The organism is Lysinibacillus sp. NPDC056232 (genome assembly GCF_042267565.1).
In the GTDB taxonomy this organism is placed as follows: Bacteria; Bacillota; Bacilli; order Bacillales_A; family Planococcaceae; genus Lysinibacillus.
In genome coordinates, this window is the sequence record NZ_JBHJTF010000002.1 from 200,095 (window position 1) to 220,006 (window position 19,912).

General features: G+C 35.8%; 19 protein-coding genes. 6 read left to right on the top strand and 13 right to left on the bottom strand.

The genetic code is table 11. The features are described 5' to 3' along the window. Window positions 1-564: 564 nt before the first annotated feature. Complete coding sequence (locus tag ACFCYJ_RS03060; protein WP_376070628.1) at window positions 565-1,554, top strand: aldo/keto reductase family protein; 990 nt, start codon at window positions 565-567, stop codon at window positions 1,552-1,554. A gap of 36 nt (window positions 1,555-1,590) precedes the next feature. Here the strand turns inward: ACFCYJ_RS03060 and ACFCYJ_RS03065 are convergent, their stop codons facing one another. Next, on the bottom strand, window positions 1,591-2,490 hold the full coding sequence (locus ACFCYJ_RS03065; protein WP_376070631.1) for a LysR substrate-binding domain-containing protein: 900 nt from the start codon (window positions 2,488-2,490) through the stop codon (window positions 1,591-1,593). A gap of 697 nt (window positions 2,491-3,187) precedes the next feature. On the opposite strand from ACFCYJ_RS03065, the gene ACFCYJ_RS03070 reads away from it, so the two are divergent. Both ACFCYJ_RS03070 and ACFCYJ_RS03075 read left to right on the top strand, forming a co-directional pair. After that, entirely contained in the window at window positions 3,188-3,739 is a 552-nt protein-coding gene (locus tag ACFCYJ_RS03070; protein ID WP_376070506.1) for a sigma-70 family RNA polymerase sigma factor, read from the top strand. Next, on the top strand, window positions 3,736-4,317 hold the full coding sequence (locus tag ACFCYJ_RS03075; protein WP_376070509.1) for a hypothetical protein: 582 nt from the start codon (window positions 3,736-3,738) through the stop codon (window positions 4,315-4,317). Before ACFCYJ_RS03070 ends, ACFCYJ_RS03075 begins: the two co-directional genes overlap by 4 nt. A 94-nt stretch (window positions 4,318-4,411) precedes the next feature. Here the strand turns inward: ACFCYJ_RS03075 and ACFCYJ_RS03080 are convergent, their stop codons facing one another. The 7 genes from ACFCYJ_RS03080 to ACFCYJ_RS03110 form a co-directional block, all read right to left on the bottom strand. Beyond that, complete coding sequence (locus ACFCYJ_RS03080) at window positions 4,412-5,230, bottom strand: alpha/beta fold hydrolase (protein WP_376070512.1); 819 nt, start codon at window positions 5,228-5,230, stop codon at window positions 4,412-4,414. A gap of 566 nt (window positions 5,231-5,796) precedes the next feature. After that, a complete protein-coding gene (locus ACFCYJ_RS03085) occupies window positions 5,797-8,988 on the bottom strand; it encodes a BTAD domain-containing putative transcriptional regulator (protein WP_376070515.1) in 3,192 nt (1,063 codons plus the stop codon). 255 nt (window positions 8,989-9,243) lie between these two features. After that, the gene (locus ACFCYJ_RS03090) at window positions 9,244-9,525 is read right to left on the bottom strand and encodes a GrpB family protein (protein ID WP_376070517.1); all 282 of its coding nucleotides are present in this window, start codon (window positions 9,523-9,525) and stop codon (window positions 9,244-9,246) included. Between the two features lie 294 nt (window positions 9,526-9,819). Beyond that, window positions 9,820-9,951, bottom strand: coding sequence for a hypothetical protein (locus ACFCYJ_RS03095; RefSeq protein ID WP_376070520.1), 132 nt, complete (start codon window positions 9,949-9,951; stop codon window positions 9,820-9,822). Window positions 9,952-10,164: 213 nt separating this feature from the next. Next, window positions 10,165-11,100 (bottom strand): alpha/beta fold hydrolase, encoded by a 936-nt coding sequence (locus ACFCYJ_RS03100; RefSeq protein WP_376070522.1) that lies wholly within the window; start codon window positions 11,098-11,100, stop codon window positions 10,165-10,167. A 195-nt stretch (window positions 11,101-11,295) separates the two neighbouring features. Then, window positions 11,296-12,258 (bottom strand): hypothetical protein, encoded by a 963-nt coding sequence (locus tag ACFCYJ_RS03105; RefSeq protein WP_376070524.1) that lies wholly within the window; start codon window positions 12,256-12,258, stop codon window positions 11,296-11,298. Between the two features lie 335 nt (window positions 12,259-12,593). Beyond that, window positions 12,594-13,574, bottom strand: a complete 981-nt coding sequence (locus tag ACFCYJ_RS03110; RefSeq protein ID WP_376070526.1) for a diaminopimelate dehydrogenase — start codon at window positions 13,572-13,574, stop codon at window positions 12,594-12,596. Window positions 13,575-14,047: 473 nt separating this feature from the next. Here ACFCYJ_RS03110 and ACFCYJ_RS03115 point away from each other — a divergent pair, with 473 nt between their 5' ends. Continuing rightward, window positions 14,048-14,386 (top strand): hypothetical protein, encoded by a 339-nt coding sequence (locus ACFCYJ_RS03115; protein WP_376070529.1) that lies wholly within the window; start codon window positions 14,048-14,050, stop codon window positions 14,384-14,386. Here ACFCYJ_RS03115 and yeiL read toward each other — a convergent pair. Further along, window positions 14,340-15,002, bottom strand: a complete 663-nt coding sequence (gene yeiL, locus ACFCYJ_RS03120; RefSeq protein ID WP_376070532.1) for a transcriptional regulator YeiL — start codon at window positions 15,000-15,002, stop codon at window positions 14,340-14,342. The genes ACFCYJ_RS03115 and yeiL overlap by 47 nt on opposite strands. Before the next feature lie 100 nt (window positions 15,003-15,102). Here yeiL and ACFCYJ_RS03125 point away from each other — a divergent pair, with 100 nt between their 5' ends. Next, on the top strand, window positions 15,103-16,254 hold the full coding sequence (locus ACFCYJ_RS03125) for an MFS transporter (RefSeq protein ID WP_376070535.1): 1,152 nt from the start codon (window positions 15,103-15,105) through the stop codon (window positions 16,252-16,254). 41 nt (window positions 16,255-16,295) lie between these two features. Here the strand turns inward: ACFCYJ_RS03125 and ACFCYJ_RS03130 are convergent, their stop codons facing one another. After that, a complete protein-coding gene (locus ACFCYJ_RS03130; protein WP_376070634.1) occupies window positions 16,296-17,471 on the bottom strand; it encodes an oxalate decarboxylase family bicupin in 1,176 nt (391 codons plus the stop codon). A 175-nt stretch (window positions 17,472-17,646) separates the two neighbouring features. Between ACFCYJ_RS03130 and ACFCYJ_RS03135 the strand changes: the two genes are divergently transcribed. Beyond that, window positions 17,647-18,255 (top strand): transglutaminase-like domain-containing protein, encoded by a 609-nt coding sequence (locus ACFCYJ_RS03135; RefSeq protein WP_376070538.1) that lies wholly within the window; start codon window positions 17,647-17,649, stop codon window positions 18,253-18,255. 262 nt (window positions 18,256-18,517) lie between these two features. Here ACFCYJ_RS03135 and ACFCYJ_RS03140 read toward each other — a convergent pair whose 3' ends face one another. The 3 genes from ACFCYJ_RS03140 to ACFCYJ_RS03150 are packed head-to-tail and all read right to left on the bottom strand — an operon-like array spanning window position 18,518 to window position 19,565. Next, window positions 18,518-18,799, bottom strand: a complete 282-nt coding sequence (locus ACFCYJ_RS03140) for a hypothetical protein (protein WP_376070540.1) — start codon at window positions 18,797-18,799, stop codon at window positions 18,518-18,520. 6 nt (window positions 18,800-18,805) lie between these two features. After that, window positions 18,806-19,186 carry an SHOCT-like domain-containing protein gene (locus ACFCYJ_RS03145; RefSeq protein ID WP_376070543.1) on the bottom strand — a complete coding sequence of 127 codons (381 nt, stop codon included), beginning with the start codon at window positions 19,184-19,186 and terminating at the stop codon, window positions 18,806-18,808. Window positions 19,187-19,199: 13 nt separating this feature from the next. Further along, the gene (locus ACFCYJ_RS03150) at window positions 19,200-19,565 is read right to left on the bottom strand and encodes a DUF2089 domain-containing protein (protein ID WP_375350493.1); all 366 of its coding nucleotides are present in this window, start codon (window positions 19,563-19,565) and stop codon (window positions 19,200-19,202) included. Window positions 19,566-19,912 lie beyond the last annotated feature (347 nt).

Here is a 19,912-nt window from a genome sequence, read left to right on the forward strand (position 1 = left end):
TCATAATGAACTAAAAAGAAAGCGCTTTCGTTGCTATGTAAACACTATATAAAACTACAGTTACAAATTAGTTACAAGATAGTTGGGTCAGTTTACTGAGCCAACTATCTCTGCAGCGAAAGTGCAGCGGAGCGCAACGGCAGTCGCAAGATTTCTGCAGAGAAAGTGGAGTGAAGCGAAGCGCAACGGAAGTGTGGTTTTTCCGGGTATGAGAGGTTTATCGAAACAGTTTTGAGATTTATCGAAAACTTTTGATTGTTTATCTACCAACTTTTTTAATTTATCTACCAACTTTTTTAATTTATCTACCAACCTTCGAAAAATATCGCTATCTGTCCGCACTCAAAGGATATTTACTGCCCTTTTCTCGTCAAGTATGAGAGGACCCGGGATGAGAGATTTATCGGAACATTTTTGAAAATACAGTACAGTAGCATACCTCGTGGGGGCAACTTTTTTTACAATTTATATAAATTTCATATTAATTCATTAGTAATAATATATTATCCATATTGAAATCTGGTTTTTATAATGAAGATAGCACTTTTAAAAGGAGGGACTAGAATGGAGTTTAGTAAACTTGGTAATAGCGGATTAACAATAAGCAAGATTGCATACGGAAACTGGATAAATCATGGGGGTAAAGTAGATGAGGATACTGCAAAAGAGTGTGTTAAAGCAGCACTAGATGTCGGTATAACTACATTCGATACTGCTGATGTTTATTCAGAAACTAAAGCTGAAGAAGTACTCGGCAGGTCTTTACAAGGTATACGCCGGGAGAGCATTGAACTATGTACAAAGGTGTGCCATCCGACTGGGAATGGGCAAAACGATAAAGGTTTATCACGAAAACATATTCTAGAAAATTGTCATGCATCTTTGCGTCGGTTACAAACAGACTATATAGATGTCTATTATGCACACAGATTTGACCCAACCACTCCTCTTGAAGAAACGATGTTAGCTTTCGCAGATCTTGTCAGACAAGGTAAAGTGCTTTATATCGGTGTAAGTGAGTGGACAGCAGAACAAATTACACGTGGTGCTGCACTTTCACGAGAATTGAGTATTCCGTTCATCGCAAGCCAACCCCAGTATTCAATGTTGTGGAGAGTTATCGAAAGCGATATTATACCAACCTGTCAACGTGAGGGACTTGGGCAAGTAGTATGGTCGCCTTTAGCACAAGGTGTTCTCACTGGAAAATATCTACCCCAAAAACCAGTACCAGCCCAATCGCGTGCTAATTATCCGGCTGGTAAACCATTTTTTAATAAACTTGCACAACGTTGGATGAACGTCAATGTGCTCACTGCTATTCAGAAGCTTAAACCCATCGCACAAGAGATTGATCTTACACTCGCTCAACTCGCAGTAGCTTGGGTACTACAAAACCAGAATGTTTCCTCAGCAATTATCGGTGCCTCGAGCCCAGAACAGGTAAGAGAGAATGCGCTCGCTTCTGGTGTCAAACTAGACATTGAAATTATGAATCAGATTGACAAAGTATTAGAAGGTTTCGTTGAGTACGATCCAAGTAAAACAGGTTAATAATATTGTATTACCCATCCCCTTTAGGATGGGTTTTTATTTTTGGTGATCAAGTTGTAAAATCGAATACATCTCTCTAACAACTGTTAAGAAATGATCTACTACTGCAGATTTTTCATCTTGTCTCCAACCAACATATAAATTTACCTTTGGTGTAGTCTCTTGGATTTTTTTATAGATAACCCCAGGATGTTTATAACTTTCCACCGACGATGGAACGACAGAAACTCCCATTCCGGTTGCCACTAAATTAACAATCGTTTGCATTTGAATAGCTTCTTGAACAACATTTAAACTTACACCATGATCCCAAAAGTAGCTAATAATTAAATCATAAAAATTTGGACCCATATGACGCGGAAACAAAATAAATGGTTCATCAATTAACAATCGGAGTGGTATTTCGGGCAATGAGGCGAAAGGGTGATCTTGATGTAAAACCAATCTTAAAGATTCTTCCGAACAAACTTCAGAAGATAGTATCCCGTTGTTCTGTTTAGAACGAATAAATCCAATATGAATTTGTTTCTCATAAAGCGCTTTTAATTGCTGCTCCGTTGTCATTTCACGTAATATAAGATGGATTTTAGGAAAGCGTTCTCGAAATTCATTAAGAACTTCTATAACAATTTCTGTGGAATCGACAAAACCAATAATTAAGTTCCCTATTTTCCCTTCAGCTGCAAGTTGTGTTTCTTTTATAGTTCTTTCTAACTGAAGCAGTGTTTGTTGAGATCCTTCTAAAAATATCCTTCCAGCATCCGTAAGTTCAACCATTCTTTTCGTTCGATGAAAAAGTTGAACTCCCAATTCTTCTTCTAATTTACGAATTTCTTGGCTTAAAGGAGGTTGCGCCATCCTAAGTCGTTCTGCTGCACGACTAAAATTTAATTCTTCTGCAACCATTATGAAATATCGTATTTTCCTAATATCCATTTTCATCTATCCCTTCTACTAAAATCGATTCAGGACTTCTTTTAATATTGAACTCATTGGTGCCTTGTATTTTTTAGCCATGCTTTTTATGTTTTACGGCTCTTTGGTTTAAGGAGAGAAAGATATAAATTCGCCTGATTGATGAATTTATCCAGAATCAATACAAAAATTGAGAAAATAACATTGGTAGGCATAATCGGATATATTGCCATTCTACTAGCCTAGGTTTGTATGGTATTTGAAGTGATAATCCATATATCAGTAACGGTATGCCAAATAATCCCCCTAAAAGTCCACTTCTATGATGTTACTTTTTTATTAAATCCATAGGTTAAATTTAATTTTAACAGTTCAAAAATTTTTAGCATAGCATCTAAGTCCTTATAGATAAATTCTGTGTCATTTTCCTATTTTTTAGGATGAAAATTAAAGATCATACAAACTAGTTATCCTGTTATCAGCTTACTTTCACAAAAAATTGCAGCAAAAAATCAAACTCATACACTTCGGGTTTCTACAAAGTGAAGTCTAACAATTCCTCAAAAATCAAATCCAACTACATTTCCACGTTAGAAACTTTTTTATAAAAAAATAAAAGATACTTTTCAACCAAATCCAGAAAAAACTTTCCATTTATGTGCGAGTGTTCCATAAAAATTTCGTTATAGTATGTATAACGATCATAAGGAGTGACAAAATGAATGATTTTATCGAGCGCCTTCAACGACATGATGAAAATGCTCTTAAATATGTAGTTGAACACTATTTAGGATTTGTGAAGGCAATTACTTTGAAAATTTTAGACAAACCGTCAGATTACATGCTAGTAGAGGAATGTGTAAATGATGTATTCCTTCTAATATGGCAAAAAAGTATTTATTTCATCGGGGGCGAAGCGGATTTTAAAAAGTGGATTGGGATGATTACTAAATATAAAGCGATTGATATTTACCGAAAACAGCAAAAACAATTTGCCACACTGCCTATGGATAATATCCTGCCTCTTATCGCCTCAGATAATATTGAACAAGAACTGGATAAATTGTATGCGAAAGAACAATTGCTACTTGAAATAATGCATCTACCTGATTTAGATAGAGAATTATTTTTAATGAGGTATTATCTAGAATATTCAAATAGTGAAATAGCAGAAATTCTACATATTACAAAATCTGCAGTGGAAAGTCGTTTATATCGAGGAAAGAAGAAGCTTGCTAAAAATCCTAAATTAAAGGAGTGCTGGATATGAATAAGGAAAAAATTATCTTACAGTTAGATATAGAAGATATCGTACCAGTGGTGGTTTCAAAAAATGAAAAGCAAAAGGTAATTAACACCGTTTTACAAAAGAAACCAAAATCAAAGAAAATCCGTAAATGGGCAATTGCTTCAATTTTTGCTATTGGAATTAGCTCAGCTTGCTTAGTAAATTTTCCATCTCTGGCTTCTAAATTACCAATAAATGATTTAAAAATTCACAAAACTATGTTCTCAAAACAGCATGAATTTATCTTTAATCGAATTTCGATTTCAGGAAATTCAGCGTACATTTACTTTAGCTGTGATATGGACTTTGCTACCGAATTCATAACTTTAGACATAGTTGATAATTTAGAAAATCATTATGAAGATACAACAGAAACGACGACATCAAAAGTAACCGATGATTACTCAAATGGTCAAGCAATAATAAGTAACTTTAATGCTGATGCTTCCACAATTTTCATTACGCCAATAATTCGTACAATGGATAACGAGGGCAAAGTCACTAAAGAAAGACTTGAGACTATAAAAATTGATATAGATTCTAATGAGGAAAATACGTGAAAAGAAATTAGACAGAAAGAATCCCTTGAATTTATTGAGTAAGTGAATTCTTCAACAGATCAAGGGATTTCATTCTGTCATTTTATTCAAAATATCAATCGTTAAATTCCTTCACCCTATCTAACCATTCATGCATAAGGCTATTAAACAAAACAGCTTGTTCAATTTGCAAGTTATGCCCAGCCTTATCTAAAATTGTGAAGGCTACTCTTGGGAATTTATCTAAAACGGCAAAAGCGTCCTTATAGCCAACAATCGAATCTTGTTTACCTAGCAAGAAAAGACTTGGCTTGTCAAAAGTAAGTTCATCTACAGCAAAAGAAAAACCATAACTTTTCTGGACTTTTTCTAAAAACTCCATATCTGCGATTTCACAACCTGCTAACACTTCATTCGTATATCGATGACAATTATATTCATCTAAAACAACTAAATTTGAGCTGAAATCCTCTAGTTCCTCTTTCGTTATGGTCGATAAAAATTCTTTATCCGACAAGACAATACTTTGTTCTGGCACTGTTCGATCTTCTTTATCAGGAATAATCAATGGACAAATAAACGCAGCCCCTAAAATTTGTTCATGATACTTCCTCATGATTCCTCGCACTAAATATCCACCATAAGATTCTCCTACCAATAAATAACGTTCATTTGGTATTAAGGAATGAATAAGTTCTACTACGGCCTCTAACATTTCATCTGAGTTATTGATCATTTCATAGTCTGTCGTCTTGCCCATTCCTGGAAGGTCAATATAAATTCGTTTCCAGCCCTCCCTTTCTGCAAAAACAGGCTCCATACATCCCTTCATTAGTCTATGGTCTGGCGAATATCCATGGAGCATTACGATTGGTGTTCCAGTCCCAATTATTTCATAGTAAATATTCGCATTACTTACCTTACAAAATGACATAGTAGTTCCTCCAATATTATTATAAAAATTCAAGTGTGTTGATTAACTATTTTTATCCACCCTAATTAATTAGAAGGCACTGATTTCCGCTACGGGCTACTCGCTTTCCCGCGGGAGTCGAGTAGCCCTACGCTACAATCAGTTAAAATGGGAATATTTTAGCAAAATTGCAACAAAAAAATCCTTTTATCGCTCAATAATAAACCTATTTTTTTCCTAATCAACACGATTTATAAAAATTATTGATTAATATACATAAATGTTCATAAAAAAATTGTTATGGCTTTTTTCTTGTAGGAGCCGGTTGATTGGGGTGGAGACTGGCGACACCTTAGGGATTAGCGTCACAGATGCGACCCTGGAGCGAAGCGGGTAGGAAACGAAGGCTAAAAGCATCACGTCTTGTGATAACGCCTTCGTGACCAACATCCTGTCGCTGCCGCTACGTTGCACTACGCTTTCGCACAAAAAACACATGTTGCCTCGACGCCCCCAGGAAAGCGCCGAGTCTCCACTCCAATCCATAAGCTGTTATTACAAAAAAATGGTCATTATACCTATATACACTAGCCCATTATTAAATCATATACAACCATTGTCGATTCCATCGGTGTTGTATTTAGTTCATTTTTTAATTGCTGCACACATTTTTCATACCATTTTAACGCAAGAGAGCGATTTTGTAAATGATAGTAACTATACATTAACAACCGATAGCCTTCTTCCCATAATGCATCCTCACGAATCATTTTTTCTGCATAAAAAATGGCTTGCTTATAATTTTGCTGCCTCGTCGCATTTTGTGCTAATCTTTCAAGTACTTCAATATATAATGATTGGAGCTTTTCTCGATCCTGTATGAGCCAATCTAACTGCTTTTTTTCAGCATAAAGTGTATCCGTATAGCTTGATTCAGCAAGATACAACCATTCATTTGACAATTGTGGATCGAACTCCTCCATCCCTAATTCATAATAATAAAGAAAGCGTTCGACATCGATTTGCAGAAACTGAATATGCTGCAATTGATACATATTATTTTTGCGCTGAATGAAAAAACTATCCTGACGCGCATTTCTATTTGGCTCAAGAACCTTTAATAACGTATTTAAGACAACTTTAAAATCCCGATCTAGGGACTCAACATTCCGCTCTGGCCATAATGCCTGTGCAATCTCTTCCTTTGGCGTAAAGCGATTACGATGGCCATATAAATAGATGAAAAGCTCCTTCGATTTATCGCGCTGCCATTCTTTATCCTCAAGCTTCCGATGCTTTCTGATTAAATCTAAACTTCCTAAAAAATTCACCTGCATTTCCTCATGTGGATACACGATATTGTCTTCCACTTGAAAATAGCTAAGCATCGTCAAAATAGCGGCATTTTCCCCATCACATTTTCTACTAAATTGTAAAAGCTCATAAAAAATCATCCTATTTGGTGGACCAAGAATGGTCTTCCTTTGTAAAAAATAGTCATAGCCATTTGTGATGCATAACTGTGCAAACTGCTGAAAATAATGATTGAATTGTTGCGGTTTATTTTCTTTGAAGGCAATGACAGATTGAAAGAATAGTACATGCATCGTACCATTTTGATCGCCACAGTCGTGGAATAATTGCTGTGCCTTCATTAATAATTGTCGCGCTCGTTCATATTCTTGTTGAGAAAGAATGATTTTCACTTCAGCGATTAATATAAGAGAGGTCATCCAAGCGTCTTGTACTTGCTCCGTTTCCCGTAATCCAAGGGCTACATATTTTTTAGCAGAGACAATATCTCCTTGTGCATGTTTGACAATTGCTAGTCCCATGTACGGCTCGGCCTTTACACGAGATATATTGATAGTATTCATTAAAGTAAGGGCCTTCTCATAAGCACGACAGGCTCCTAGATAGTCAGGAAAATCGACTAATAATAAAGCATGTGCTTTGCGAATATAGCCAACAGCCTCAATAAAAACCGATTTTTCGCGTAATCCCCTACGAATCCCATGCTGAGCGGCATACCAGGCATCCTTTCCCAGTCCTAATAGTGCATAGACAAATGATGCTAATAGCTCACTCTCTCTATGTGTCGCGACAAGCTGTGGTGGTAATTCTAATCTCTTCGTTAGTAATTCCTTTGCTTCCAACAGTTGCCCTGTTCTTAACAATATTCGAACATCGACATTTGCTCTTTGTAGCACTTCCTCCGTTAAAGCAACCTCTTCGGTAAAAATTTGTGCGCCTTTCGCCTTTCCTAAATTCACTAGATTTTCAGCATACTGACGTTGCAATTCGAGAAGTTCCTCTTTGTTTAACGGCGTATGATTCGCTAACTCTAAGGCCGTTTTTAAATGCGGCTCTGCCAATGCTGGCTGGATCGTATCGAGGTAAATATGTGCTAAACCAGCTTGCGCTTTTGTCATAAAGAGATAATCATTCTTATTTTTTGCGATATTTGCACAATTTTTATAGGATTGCTTTGCTCTTTCATAATAAGCACGATAACGGTGGCATTCACCTTCAAAATAATACAATTTGTAATATTCAGATTTTTCAGCAGCTGTAAATCGGTTTATTTTTTCTAATAACCACTCAAATTGCCCAGCACGGACTAGACTTTCAGCATGATTTTGTAATAGCTCACCACAAAAATCTTGATCATTCGTTTTAAAAGCATGATGAAGAACAGCTTGTATATTGTATTGTTTTACATAATACAATGCTGCTTGTTTATGCAATGCAATATACTGTGAAACATTTTGTTGTTGCCACTTTAGCTCTAAAAATCGTCTGAACAAGGCATGAAAACGAAATAAACCATCCTTCGTAATAGGTTGAATAAATAAATGCCGCTGGACAAACAGTTTTAACGCCTGTGCAATTTCCGTACCATAAAATTGTGAAATAAGCGCCTCTGAGAAAGTGGGGAAAATCGCTAACTTTAATAATGCCTCTTGCTCAAATGCAGACATCTTAAAATAAACTTCCTCCGATAAATAGGTGAAAAGATCATTGGTAGAAATATTTAGCCAATGAGCTAATGTCTCATTGTTCCACTGCTCAGCTAATAAAGAAATACTAATGGCCCAGCCCTCTGTAATTTCCAAAACCTTAGCTATTTCATCTTCTGTTAAATGCACTTCTACATAATCCTCGAAAAAAACAGCAATCTCCTCTGAAGAAAATGCTAATTCTCCTTCTGCAATAACGAGTAATTTTTTTTGTAGCTTTAATTTTCTCGTAATATCCCAATTCGGTAACGTTCTAGAGGCGATGATAAAATGAACATTTGGTGGGGAAAACTCAATTATTTTTTCCATCACATAATTTATATGAAATTCATGGTCAACGAGATGGTAGTCGTCAATGACAATTAAAATCGGCCCTTCGATTTCACATAAACTATTGACAAACAGCTTGAACCATCGATTAAGTTCTTCTATTTTCGGAAAACGGGATAATTGATTCCATGCATCAAATTCTTGGCCGAAGCCCGGAACAATTCGTGTGATACTAAAAAATAAATGCCTTAAAAACGGCAATATATTATCATCTTCCTCCGACACACTATACCAAGAAAATTTGCTTGATTGTGCATGTAGAAATTGTGTAAGGATTGTTGTTTTGCCATACCCTGCCCCACTATGAATAAGTGTGCAAGTATGGTCTAGGCTTTTTTTTAATGTTCTCATTAAAGTAGCTCTACTAATACAATGATTGGACGGACTCGGTGGAATACATTTTGATTGAATAATAATGTCTGTCGTCATTTAGCGATAACCTCCCCATTCAATTGGTTATGTAAGGTTATAAGTCTTCAGAGTTAAAATCTTTTAAATAATGAGTTCATCTTTATAACGTGGGGATGATCTTGTGAACTCTTTACATTTAAGTATCGAATAAAAGCGAAAACTCAAGTATCGTAATTGTTGCTGAGACAAACCACGAGAGGCGTTTTCGCTTGGTACTCCAAGTTTATCATAACTTTTTTTCAAGTTTCCTTACCATCCGATGAATAATCAACATTATTTATCGTATTTCTTAAACTCATGAGTTTCCATTAGTCTTTGGAAAAAGATATTTTTGGCTTCCCTATAGGCATCCATTGATTTGGCTTCGTATTCTTTCTTCAATTTATCATATGCATCGCGATATTTATTATTTGCCAATAAAACTTCTCTAAATTTCCAAAAGAAATCAAACTCAGAATCAATTACAGTTAATTGAACTCCTAAAGGAGGATCACTTGTATCATCTTTAAATGCCCTAAATGTAGCTGTTTTGACACTTTCATCAATTTCTATCATATAAATTTGATAGTAGTTCTACTGCTATCGAAAATTGTTCAGCACTAACACGTACTTGGATGTCTAAATCACTTTAGTCACGCTATTAGGAATTGCTGAACTACCAAAATGCTGGATATCAGCCTCTGGTAGTAATTCTGTTAGTTTATTTTCGTGTATCCAAAAAGTTTTCTCAGCATTTCCATGAAATAGTTCACTATTAAAAAAATTTACTTTTTCCAGATAAACTCCCCCCAATCTATCCTTTTATACAAAGCAGCAACGTTACATTGTAAACTACTTTAGTAGATATTACTAAACTAATTCTATAGTAAACGTAGTAATTCGAATTGGTACTTTATCCTTTATTTTACCATCATAGCCCAATTTCACCCTATCGCCAATATGAAATGTTTCATCTGGATTCTTCGCAAGATTTACAATCACTACCTTTAGTTTTTAATTACATAAACCATTGTACGTGGCATTTCTCTCCTCAATTACACCTGTAAAAGTTACTTTTACTTTATATTAAAAAGAATCCATTTTGATAAGATTGATCAAAATGGATTCTGATTCATGTTTTGTTTTTTACCTTTGATCTACCGCCACTTAAAGGATGATAAATTACAGACGTTACAGAAATCAATAGCCTGTAAACTAACTCTGCTTTTTGATACTTATCAAAGACCGATTAAACTTGACTGACTCTTCCCACTGGGGAAAATGACTTGAGTTTTCGAACCAAATGAGTTTTTTGGGCGTTTTTATTGTATGATAGTAATCCTCTACTAATGAAGAAGAAACATGTCGATCATGACGCCCCTCAAAAAACGTAATAGGTACATCGAAACTCTTGTATTCACTAAAATCAATTTCCATGAGCTCTTGCCACAAATATTGTATAGATTGTAGACTCCCTTTTTCGCGATTGATTAAATCTTTAAATGTGTACTTTGATGAAAAAATGAAATCCCTTACCAATTGGTTGTAATTGCTTTTTCCATATAAAGAATGTCTGTATCGAACCACTAATTTAGTAACAAATAATAAATCGTTTAACCAATCTTTTTGAGTCAATGAAAGGTCAATAGTTCTCAATCGCTGAACAATCTTTTTTTGATTTCGTTCTTGACTTTCTTTCAGAACAAAATCATATTGACTCTTCAACCCTTTTTTCACGTTAACTACTTGACCACATCCAAAATAACTATGTACTAGCTGTGGATATTTTTTAATGAAAATTAAGCCTAGGACACTTCCCCACGAGTGCCCTAAAAGGTACACTTTTTCTTGTTTAAACGTTTCTAACAAATAATGAATTAAACTGTGTAGATCTTCTATATAAGTTTCAATAGATATTTGTTCATCTTCAGAAAATTTATAGTAGGATTTCCCAGCCCCTCTTTGTTCCCAGACTACAACATTAAACGTTTTTCCAAGTTCTGAGTTATATTTATAAATCAGTGGTAAAGCGGCATCCCCTGGACCACCATGCAAATAAACTAAAAGAGGTAGATTGTTATCTTCACCAAAAATAGAAATAAATTGTTTGGAAGAGCCTATTTCTATATACTTAGACAATTGAGTTTTCATTTTCTTCTCCTACCTTACGATCTATGATATATCTACCTCTTTAAAAAGCTCAATACTTGCATATCTATCTAGCATATCATTCTTATAAACTACTTATAACTTCATACGAGGCCTCTCTCTTTTTATATTACTTATATACCGTTATTACAAAAAGAATAAGAAGAACTCTGCTGTTAAGTGGATAAAGCTAGCATCCTATTCCAATAATTTTTTCCAATAGTCTGCAATACGATTAAATGTTTTTTCTGATTTATCTTGGATAAAGCCTTTAGCAGCTTCATCGACTTTGTCATATGGAGAGATTCCTTTTGTTGCAAACTCCAAATATTGCTTTTGGATTTGAGACATCAGTGCATCAACCTCTGATTGATTTTTGAGGGTGCTAAATTTTTCTTTATAGCTCTCTATCATCTCAGTAATTTCTGCTATAGTGTAATTTGTTTTGCCTAGCTTATTTGTAATGGTTAAATCTTTCTTCCGTTCAGCCTTTAAAGTTGATGTATCCATACCTCGCATCTCAAATACTTTAGCACGCCCTCTATAAAACTTTTCTTCTTGAGAAGCATGATTGATCACACGGCTTTCATTATGTTTAACATATTGATCGATTAAGTCATCAAAGCCCTGTTTCATATCACCTGTTAAATACTTTTCACTAAAAAATTTTAAAGCAGTTGTTGAAGCAGCAAGTTCCAACTGTGCTTCTGTAGAGCTTAATTCTTGCGCAATCGGCGTCCTACCAGCTTTAATATCCCTTCCTTTCATCTGGGATATATCCAAATTATCCAGACCGTCCGTTATGTCTACCAGCATATTTTCTATTTCATCAATTGTGCGTGTATCTTTACCTGTAAAAAAACCTGTGTCACTCAAGTATTGACTAAAGATAAGCCACTGATCCTGTGGGCGATATGAAAATATATCGGAAGGATCAGGATTTACCGATAGCATGTCCATTTCTGCTATTTCTTTCTCTGTCATAGCTTTTAAATACTTCACTTCATCAGATAGAGTGAGTGTATATGCTTTACCATCACGTTCTACTTCAATTTCATTTTTTCCGCCAAGAGCTTGCCCCTTTGTAGAGTTAGGATTGCTAATTGCCTCTTGTCTATGGTACTCCCTAGTAGCTCCTTTATATTGAAGATTAATTTGCACTCCAATCACCTCACCTTTTATTGCAATTTAGTTAAGAAAGCTTACTACTGTCTTTATCTCATTTACTCATTTAAATCTATATCGGATGGGAAAGGGTTTATTTAACAACAAATACAATTAATTACCATAAAAAACCCAATGATTTGTTGTATCGATGAGTCCGCTTTACGCAAAGTTAGCGATTATGCAGTCATTAATTTTGTCATCTCCAGCTTTTGATGATGCTTTCAATTATTGTCAGTTTACCTTTATAGTGATTTAACAAAATGACTTGCTAAAAATGAAAAATCCCGATTATCAACTATATGATAACCGGGTAGTTTAATAGGTTAAAATTATAAAAGTCCTTTACGTAATTCAGCAGCTGATTTTGGTGATAACAGACCGAATGGGATATCGAATACTGTTTTAGCACCTTTGTCTCCAGCTTGGTTTAAGCGATGGGCTGCACGTGCAAATGCTACTAGAACACTAGATGTGAAGTTTGGATTACTTTCAAGCTTTAATGAGAATTCAAGAATTTGTTTTTCGCTAGCGCCGCTTTCTCCACTACGAATAACGAATCCACCGTGTGGCATGCCTGTGTGGTTTGCTTTAAATTCTTCTTCAGAAATAAAGTTTACGGTTGTGTCATACTCATCAAAGTAGTTCGGCATCGTCACAATTTCTTGCTCAACTTTTGCAGCATCCGCACCTTCTTCAAGTACAACCCAGCATTCACGTGCATGTTTTTCACGTGTTGTCAGCTCAGGATTTTCACCGTTGCGAACACGTTCTACAGCCTCTTGAATTGGCAATGTGTATTGTACTGCATTTTTAACACCTTCAATGCGACGCACAGCATCTGAGTGTCCTTGACTTAAACCGTCTCCCCAGAAAGTATAAGTTGTGCCTACTGGTAGAACTGATTCCCCGAGTAAACGATTTAATGAGAATAAACCTGGATCCCAGCCAACTGAAATGACGGATACTTTACCAGATTTTTGTGCCGCTGCATCTACAGCCTCGAAAAACTCAGGAATTTTCGCATGAGTATCAAAGCTATCAATTGTATTAAACCATTGTGCAAAGTGTGGTCCTTGCTCTGGTAAATCTGTTGCTGAGCCACCACATAAAATCATTACATCAATGTCATTTTGGAATTTTTCAGCATCATCCACTAAATATACACTTGCATTACTTGCAATGTTTACAGTTGAAGGATCGCGACGTGTGAATACCGCTACTAATTCCATATCTGGATTTTGTGAAATAGCATACTCTACACCGCGCCCTAAATTTCCATAACCTACAATACCTACTCGAATTGCACTCATTAAAAATTCCTCCTTACGATTACGTGACTATGTGAAGTCCTTCACGTTAAATCTACTTACAATAATACGTTGTGTTAGGAAAATTCACAATAGTTTGAGTACGTGTTTTTCTCTTGAAATTATACAAGTTTTCTATGATTTCTATTCATAAATGGTATGAATACGGTTACATTTTACTTAACTTCTTTCAGCGGGTGTAAAACATCCGCTGAAAGAAGTTAAAGCCTCCGGCGGATGTCATGGAAATCGGAAAGGAGTTCAAGAGGATGTTAGCCTAAAATCATCGCATCCATGCGATAACAGCTAACTGACCTGCGTCGTGCAGGCCTAAGCACAAAGCCGATTCCGGACGCAATTATGCCGAGGCATAATTGATTTAGTAACCTTTAAGTTTTCGTTAAAGCCTTGTAAATTGAGACTATTCCGACCGTATGTCTTGTACAATAAAACTAACGACAAAGGGGGCATGTTGAATGAAAAGTAATTGTTATTCACCAAGCACAACAGTGGAACAAGGAGAATTATTTGCTTGTCCATTCCAAAATGCACAAAAATCTGCTAAAACTCACATTGAAACTGAGGTAAAGCACAAAAAGATTCCACCCAACACACACCAATATTTAAGGGTTATACCTTTTGGCGTTATAGAAGAAACCCTAACAATCTCCGTACAAAACCAAAGAGTCAATGAGGCTAACTTTTACCATAGCGGCAAGGAGATAGCGCGCTGGTTAGTTAAAAAAAGTGAATACAATAAGCGAGAGTTCACTGTATTTCCTGTGCCAATTCGGAAAGACGCTTTTCATTCATAATGTGGTAGCCATTCTTTCTCTTCTCTAAAATTTTTTCTTCGCAAAATTGTGCAAGTACATATAATAAATGTCGGTAAGAAACCCCTAAATATTCACAGATTTCGGTATGCTTTTCTTTATAAATACCTTGATCTGACGATAATTGGATAAAGGCAGCAAGTCGATTTTCAAGTGGATATGCTTGATTTTGTGTATATTTTGACGTCATTTTGGTCGCCTTTTCCCCTAAAAACACACAAATTTTACGTAAAAATAGTACATCCGTGAGTAACTTTTCTTTGCAGGACTGTGTAATCGAAAAACAAATCGTCTCAGTTACTGTCTGAATCCCCTTCGTATATCTCGCCTCATTAAGCAACTCAATTTCACCCATAAAACGCGGTGGCTCTGGGTATTCGATAAGCGAGACCTTGCCGTTTTTATGCGTCATATATATTTTCGCTTTTCCTTCAATCATGTAGTACAGCGTATCTGGAAATGATCCTTCTGTAAAAATCCATTCGCCTTTGTCAAACTTACATACTTCCAAATACGGGTCAATATCAAATGAGAAAAAATCATCAATTGGATATTTATCGAGATAGTATGAACGTTCCTCAGCTGTCAGTTTATGCATTTTTTACTCTCTCCTCCAAAAAAACATGAGATATCTCACATTATTGTAACGATGAACGTGCTATTATTCAACATAGTTAAATTGGAGGTACGTAAAATTTATGAACAATCAACGATGGCTTTCTCAAAATTTCTTTGCATTTTTCATTACATGGGGTATTTTCTTACCTTATTGGACTGGTTGGCTTGTAGATGCCAAACACCTTACTGTTTCAGAGGCTAGCGTTGTAATGGGCTGCGGTCTTTTAGCACGGGCAATTTCAAATCTCTTTTTCTTCCCGACGCTTGCAAAATATGTGAATAATAAACGACTCACTAGCATTCTAGCAATAGGTGCCCTAATCACAACTTTACTTTACATACTAAGCACGGGCTTTATCTCGCTTCTTATTGTTACCCTTTTATTTAGTGTTTTCTATCCAGCACTGCTACCTGCCGTTGAAAGTAGTGCGGCAACGCTCGTACAGCACGGAAATGTACACTATGGTAAAAGCCGTTCCTATGGTTCCCTTGGCTTTGTCATTGCAGTATTAATCATTAGTATGCTGACAGGTGCATTTGGCAATAACATTATCTTTTGGAGTATGGTGGCCGGCCTAATCGGTATGCTGTTGATGCAGCAAATGGCTACACCAAAAGAGTTACTCGTTGTACCGACAAAAGAACAACGTGCAAAATCATTGTCGATGAAAACATTATGGACGATTAAAGGTTTCCCTATTGTTTTATTAATTGTTATACTATTGCAAGGCGCACACGCTTCTTATTACAGCTACGGCTATATATATTTAGGTGACTTACATGTCGACCCATTCTACATGGGGATGATTATTAACATCGCCGTAATTTGCGAAATCTTATACTTTATGAAGGCTGATACACTATTTAAAAAATGGCGCTCATCTTCCTTATTACTTTTAGCAGCAAGTGGTTCATCATTACGTTGGCTACTTATTTACCTATTCCCGAATGTCTGGGTATTTATCGCTTCTCAAACATTACATGCATTATCTTTTGCTCTCGCGCATTACGCTTTTATCAGCTATTTAACAAAAACATTGCCGAAGGAGCAAATTCCAAATGCACAAGGCCTTTACTCTGCATTAGCAATGGGATTAAGTACAGCGATCCTTACATTTTTAGGCGGCTATTTATACGAGATTTCACCTGGACTATCATTTGCAGCAATGCTTATTTGTACTATTCCAGCAATCGGTATACTGCTTGCTACTAGAAATAAATATCAATATTAAAATAAGCAGGTGAGATTTTTCTCACCTGCTTTTCTATATGCTCACCTTGGATAATACGAAAACCCAGGATATTTCACGACCGGCCACTTTTCCTTTCTTAATACATGTAGCAGTTCAGGGCCAATATTTAAATTGCTTTGTATTAGCTCAGATGGTGTAAGGGCCATCCATTGATTTAACGAAACATCCTGAAATCTATCACTTTTAAACATTTCAAGGAACCATAATGTCTCAGTACCGGTATTCTCAATGTAGTGACCATTTGCAAATGGCACGTATCCGACATCTCCTGCACGATAATCGAATGTTCTCGCCACACCATTAGCTGCAAATACTGTCATACGCCCTTTTCCTTGTAGATAATATTGCCATTCGTCATTATTCGGGTGCCAATGCAGCTCTCTCATAGCACCAGGCTTAATCTCGACAAGTGCTGCTGCGATATTTTTAGAAATAGGAAAGTTTGTCGAATCTACAATTCTAACACTGCCACCTGGAGTTTTAATAGGAGTTTGTGCAAGCAGACGATGCTTGAAGGTTTGAGGAACCGTACCATATGGAGATTGTACTTTTTGTGTGTCTAGTGGTCCTGGAACTTGATCTTGATAAATATAGACTTGTTCTTTCGGGATATGTTGAAAAGCGCTCGTTGGAACACCAAAATTGGAGGACAGCACATCTTTAGGAGTATGCGCAAACCAATCAGATATTGAAAATGTACTAAGATCTGAAAAATGCCCATCGTCAAACACTAGTAAAAATTCGCAGCCATCTTCAAGTCCCTGTATGGAATGAGGAATTCCTGGTGGGAAATACCATAAATCGCCCGGTCCTACATCGGCTATAAAATTACGCCCATTTTGATCGACCGCTGTAATGCGTGCATGACCAAGAAGCATATACGACCATTCGGCCTGTTGATGCCAATGCAGCTCACGTACCCCACCAGGTGTCAAACTCATATTGACACCTGCCAATGTCGTAGCAATAGGCAGATCACGAGCGGTAATTTCTCGAGACCAACCGCCATGTTTTAAAACCATATGCGTATCAGAAAATGAAAATTTTAAATTTGGTACAAGCCCAGCATCCGTTTTAGGTGGGACAAGCATATCAGGATTTTCCAAATCCCTCATAATATCTCTCGGCCCTTTATCCACCCCACCTGCCCCATCTTTCCGAATAGGCTGTGGAACATAAGAATAGCCATCTGGCATGTTCTCCAATAGTTCACCTCTTCATAAAGAAATCGTTATATACATATGTATGGATTCATTACTAGAATTATTCTTTTCCATGTAGCTTGGTTGCGAGGATGGCAGTATATGAACCATCTTGTTTTATTGTATAATAATACCTATAATCAAATAAAAATACAAAGGGTGATGGTTTATGGAATTTATATTTGAATCTGAGGATTTAGAAGATTACTTACTTGAATTAGATGTGGTTAATTACTCTAACCGAATTATTAAAGAGAAAATTGAGGAACTATTTAACTCAACTCAAACAGAGGTTGAAAAAGCAAAGATTGCTTTTGAATTTGTTTCAGATGAAATATCACATTCTTGGGATATTCAAGGAGAAAAAGTTACTTGTCATGCATCAGACGTATTGAAGTATAAACAAGGTATTTGCTATGCAAAATCAAACCTGTTAGCAGCATTATTACGTTCGCAAGGTATTCCAACAGGTTTCTGTTATCAACGATTAATGTTGTTTGATACCCCAGAAAAAGGATACTTGGTTCATGCAATGAATGCTGTATATCTTAAATCCCATAAAAAGTGGATACGATTAGATGCTCGTGGAAATAAAACTGGTGTTAATGCTCAATTTTCAATAGATGAAGAAAAATTAGCTTTTCCAATTAACAAGGAACTTGGTGAAAAAGATTATTCTGTTATTTTTATAAAGCCAAACCCCAAAATCATTGCTGTATTAAAGAAGCATACGGATGTATTGGAAATGTATAAGCACTATTTACCTGAAAGTATATAACAGGGGTTGTAGTTAAATAACGCTTATTAAAATAATCTTCATATAAAAACTCCATTTTTATCAAAAATTTTTTAAATTGGAGTATTTTCTTGCAGTTGTTATCGAAGAGTTCTCAGGAGTAAGAAAGGCAGAAATTGAACAACCTTCTCTTTAAAGTAAAAACAATAAAAAGATGCAATAGAAATTGCATCTTTAAGAATTTATTTTCTTCAGTTGCAAGCGAGAAATTAGGCTTTTTTTCAACTGCTAGTCAGTGTTAATATTATAGTCTAACTTTAACCTCAGTGCCGTCCTTAGCTTTGACATCTACTAGTACGATTCCCTTATGATTTTTCAGTTCTTTGACGATAGGCCTTAGCGTTTTTTTCTCTATTAGCGGGAAGGTAAAGTCCAGTTTCTTTCTTTCGAAGTGCTCTTTTGTCCATTTGTTTAAATTTCGCTGGAAAAGTTTCGAAGACAAAATTGAAATAACAATGTTTAAAAGAGCATATGGCATTGGGATGTTAAGCCGAAAGCCTTTTGCTTTCACTTTTACATGCATCATAAGCAACTATTCAATAATGACCGAAACGGTATCCCCGTTTGCCGATTTAATATCAACAATTTGGCCATCTAATTCGTTTTCAATTGCTTCAATAATAAGGTTTATATCTATATCTTTAACGTATTTTTCCGCTTGAGGAACACTCGCTGCGATGCTGAGTCCAGCCATTAATACTACCTTGACAAGTTTTATAGGCAAATTGACCATGACGTTATCATTTTCGGCTGATACAACACGGACTTTTAAAGTTTTATCTAAATAATTAGTCGGTTTTTCATTACTTGTTTCTTCTTTTTCTTTTAATACTTGAATCAGTTCTGATCCCTGTTCTGCATCAATCTTACCTTCTTGAACCATTGTTAATACTCTTGCAATTTCCTCTTTCATAATAAAAACCTCCCTATTCGTCTTTTAAGAGCTTAATGGCTTCTTCTGGTGTGATTTCGCCATTTTCCAACATAGTAACAACTTTTTTCTCATCTACTTCATTTTTCTTCTTTTGCACATATCCAAGAGAAGAAATAATGTCTGTTAGTTTGCCTCGAACCGTTGGATACGAAATCCCCAGTTCCTTTTCCACTTCTTTGATATTCCCTCTGCAAGTTAAAAATACTTCCACAAAATGAAGCTGATCCTTTGATAAAGATGCCAGCTTAGATAATTCAAACTCATTTTCAATCGTTGTGTGACAATGAGAGCACTGTAACTTTGTAATTTTCAATGTTTTACTGCAAACAGGACAATTTGTGATAACTTTATAAGCCATAGTGATATCCCTTCCTTCTAGTTGATTTGATTATACAACAAGGAATTGAAAATGCAAATAATAAAAATTAAACTTTTAAATATTAAAAATAAATAATATCAATTTGTTGTTTAAAATAATTAATTAACCGTTTTCGCTATTTATGTAAATTATCTTATAGACTATATTTTAACCCCGTCCTAAATATAGAACGGGGTTATGCTTGTTTTAGTTTTTTAAAAATCCGCCGGAGGCTTTAGACCAACAAATGTCTTTTGTGCGAAAGCGCAGCGACAGCAACAGCACGATGTTGGTCACTCAGGCGTTTTCACAGGATGTAAAGTTCTTAGCCTGAGTTCCTCTATTTC

Excerpts from the sequence above, each read along its gene's own strand:
- ACFCYJ_RS03060 (WP_376070628.1), top strand. The coding sequence starts at position 565 with ATGGAGTTTAGTAAACTTGGTAATAGCGGATTAACAATAAGCAAGATT.
- ACFCYJ_RS03075 (WP_376070509.1), top strand. The coding sequence starts at position 3,736 with ATGAATAAGGAAAAAATTATCTTACAGTTAGATATAGAAGATATCGTA.
- ACFCYJ_RS03090 (WP_376070517.1), bottom strand. The coding sequence starts at position 9,525 with ATGATAGAAATTGATGAAAGTGTCAAAACAGCTACATTTAGGGCATTT.
- ACFCYJ_RS03115 (WP_376070529.1), top strand. The coding sequence starts at position 14,048 with ATGAAAAGTAATTGTTATTCACCAAGCACAACAGTGGAACAAGGAGAA.
- ACFCYJ_RS03135 (WP_376070538.1), top strand. The coding sequence starts at position 17,647 with ATGGAATTTATATTTGAATCTGAGGATTTAGAAGATTACTTACTTGAA.
- ACFCYJ_RS03110 (WP_376070526.1), bottom strand. The coding sequence starts at position 13,574 with ATGAGTGCAATTCGAGTAGGTATTGTAGGTTATGGAAATTTAGGGCGC.
- ACFCYJ_RS03085 (WP_376070515.1), bottom strand. The coding sequence starts at position 8,988 with ATGACGACAGACATTATTATTCAATCAAAATGTATTCCACCGAGTCCG.
- ACFCYJ_RS03130 (WP_376070634.1), bottom strand. The coding sequence starts at position 17,471 with ATGCCAGATGGCTATTCTTATGTTCCACAGCCTATTCGGAAAGATGGG.
- ACFCYJ_RS03080 (WP_376070512.1), bottom strand. The coding sequence starts at position 5,230 with ATGTCATTTTGTAAGGTAAGTAATGCGAATATTTACTATGAAATAATT.
- ACFCYJ_RS03070 (WP_376070506.1), top strand. The coding sequence starts at position 3,188 with ATGAATGATTTTATCGAGCGCCTTCAACGACATGATGAAAATGCTCTT.
- ACFCYJ_RS03145 (WP_376070543.1), bottom strand. The coding sequence starts at position 19,186 with ATGAAAGAGGAAATTGCAAGAGTATTAACAATGGTTCAAGAAGGTAAG.
- ACFCYJ_RS03150 (WP_375350493.1), bottom strand. The coding sequence starts at position 19,565 with ATGGCTTATAAAGTTATCACAAATTGTCCTGTTTGCAGTAAAACATTG.
- ACFCYJ_RS03140 (WP_376070540.1), bottom strand. The coding sequence starts at position 18,799 with ATGATGCATGTAAAAGTGAAAGCAAAAGGCTTTCGGCTTAACATCCCA.
- ACFCYJ_RS03100 (WP_376070522.1), bottom strand. The coding sequence starts at position 11,100 with ATGAAAACTCAATTGTCTAAGTATATAGAAATAGGCTCTTCCAAACAA.
- ACFCYJ_RS03065 (WP_376070631.1), bottom strand. The coding sequence starts at position 2,490 with ATGGATATTAGGAAAATACGATATTTCATAATGGTTGCAGAAGAATTA.
- yeiL (WP_376070532.1), bottom strand. The coding sequence starts at position 15,002 with ATGCATAAACTGACAGCTGAGGAACGTTCATACTATCTCGATAAATAT.
- ACFCYJ_RS03125 (WP_376070535.1), top strand. The coding sequence starts at position 15,103 with ATGAACAATCAACGATGGCTTTCTCAAAATTTCTTTGCATTTTTCATT.